General features: G+C 32.6%; 2 protein-coding genes and 2 pseudogenes. 2 read left to right on the top strand and 2 right to left on the bottom strand.

The window, feature by feature from the left end:
• Positions 1-561, top strand: a pseudogene (locus tag ACT8VG_RS10755) (XRE family transcriptional regulator); the annotation flags it as partial.
• A 75-nt stretch (positions 562-636) separates the two neighbouring features.
• Here ACT8VG_RS10755 and ACT8VG_RS10750 read toward each other — a convergent pair.
• A complete protein-coding gene (locus ACT8VG_RS10750) occupies positions 637-849 on the bottom strand; it encodes a Mu transposase domain-containing protein (RefSeq protein WP_444195867.1) in 213 nt (70 codons plus the stop codon).
• Between the two features lie 451 nt (positions 850-1,300).
• On the opposite strand from ACT8VG_RS10750, the gene ACT8VG_RS10745 reads away from it, so the two are divergent.
• Entirely contained in the window at positions 1,301-1,702 is a 402-nt protein-coding gene (locus ACT8VG_RS10745) for a hypothetical protein (RefSeq protein ID WP_444195866.1), read from the top strand.
• Between the two features lie 25 nt (positions 1,703-1,727).
• On the opposite strand, the pseudogene ACT8VG_RS10740 reads toward ACT8VG_RS10745, so the two are convergent.
• Positions 1,728-1,924, bottom strand: a pseudogene (locus ACT8VG_RS10740) (IS21 family transposase); the annotation flags it as partial.

Here is a 1,924-nt window from a genome sequence, read left to right as displayed (position 1 = left end):
ACAATGGATTTACATTATGTAGATTATGGACTTTCTAAATGGAAAGGGAAGCTTTGTTCAACATGTTTACTTTTCACAAATGAAAATGTATCGTATATTCCAGTTGGAAGAATTATTAAAACAGGTGGAATAGAGTCAGTTATTGATTATTATAAAAAGCTAGGTGAAAGCTTTTATCAAGAATTATTAGATATGCTTGTTTTTGATGCAATTATTTTAAATGAAGATCGTCATTTTGGTAACTTTGGTTTTTTAATTGATAATAAATCAAATAAAATTGTGGGATGTGCGCCTATTTTTGATAATGGATTATCACTTCTTTGTTATGCTATGGATGATGATTTTAAAAATATTAATCAATACATCCAAACAAGACTTCCTGCAACATATCAAGATTTTATTGCTTTTGTAAAACCACGTATGACAAAAAGACAAAAGGAAAAACTAAGAAAATTAATAGGTTTCAAGTTTGAAAGTCATTATAAATATCGATTACCTAGAAAAAGACTCAAATATTTGGAAGAAATTATTCAAAAAAGAGTTTTAGAATTATTAGAATAGTAGAGTATGTCTACTATTTCCTATATGCGCTCATCATCCCATTCTGTTACTTTGACAGACTCTGGCATATCATGATTATTTGTGGAATTTATTTATAACGTAATCTGGAAACACCTTATGTACATTAATACGCTTATTCTGATAATAGGTAGTCAATGTGGTCTCAGTCACCTTAATGTCTACCATCTTGCCTACATATTCATATGGAACTGAATACCAGTTCTTTTTTATAAGCGATATGACAGTTAAGCTGTACCTTTCTTGAATAAAACCAGTGACATACCTCAAAAGGAAATTCAGGGAGCGGTCTTAGTGTTTTCTTCTCTACATCTTCGAATACTTCCTTTCTGCTTCCATCTCTCTTATAAGTCAATGAGAAGCAGATAAACAAAAACAATCCTGGATGTACTTTTTACAGTCAAGATTTTTAGGTGGTCAGATTCATCGGAATGGTTGGTCAACCTAATCAGAATGCGTGATCAACCAAAGCGAAATAATCAAATATTGAATTTAGTAGTCATAACAATGAGAGAAAAACATTTAGAAAAATATTTAGGTGATTATTCGCAAGGAACAGCACCGCTAATCGCATAAAGTGCACCACCTATATCACCAACTGCACCACCTCAAGGGTGGTCTTTTTGTACTATCATGATATTGGAGACAATGTCTCTAATATTATGAATGGAGCCTTAAAATTATGGCCGTAAAATTCAATCTGAGAATGTGCCTGTAGCTAATGGATCAGGGTATTTCTCTTAATACCATTTCCAAACAATATCACATAAGCAAGCACACCTCATCGAAAGTAAAACGAAGAAAGGAGGAATTAGAATTTGATACCGCAAAATTAGAGTGTTATTCAGATACGAAATTAGGAAAGCTGTTCTTCCCTAATCTTTATGAAAGTGAAGACATCTATGCCTCTATAGATTATGAATATATTCATAATGAATTATCTAAACCTGGAGTCACTCTGACGCTGTTGTGGAATGAATACTGCATCAAGATAAATGATGGGAAGTATCCCGTGAGCTATTCAAAGTTCTGCAGAGGATACACAGAGCTTGTTCAGAATCACAACTATACCAACCATATCCAGCATAAGCCAGGTATTCGTACTGAAGTAGATTGGTTATGAGAATCTTTACATAACCAATCCACCATTAATTTATCCCCTGGTTTATGTGTGATATGCATTGTAAGATTTTTTTCTTTACATAATCACGATACTTTTTGCAAAAGTAACTGTACTGATAGAATGGGAAGTTACTGTTTCTGCAATCTTCTGCATATTCTTCCCATAATAATTTAATGTTTGTCCCTGGTCTTAACAGTTCTTTATGAATATACTGATAATCAG

This window comes from Catenibacterium sp. (assembly GCF_052354645.1).
Lineage (GTDB): Bacteria > Bacillota_I > Bacilli_A > Erysipelotrichales > Coprobacillaceae > Catenibacterium > Catenibacterium mitsuoka_A.
The sequence above is the reverse complement of the archived record's forward strand: the minus strand, read 5'-3'. Positions and strand labels throughout refer to the sequence as shown.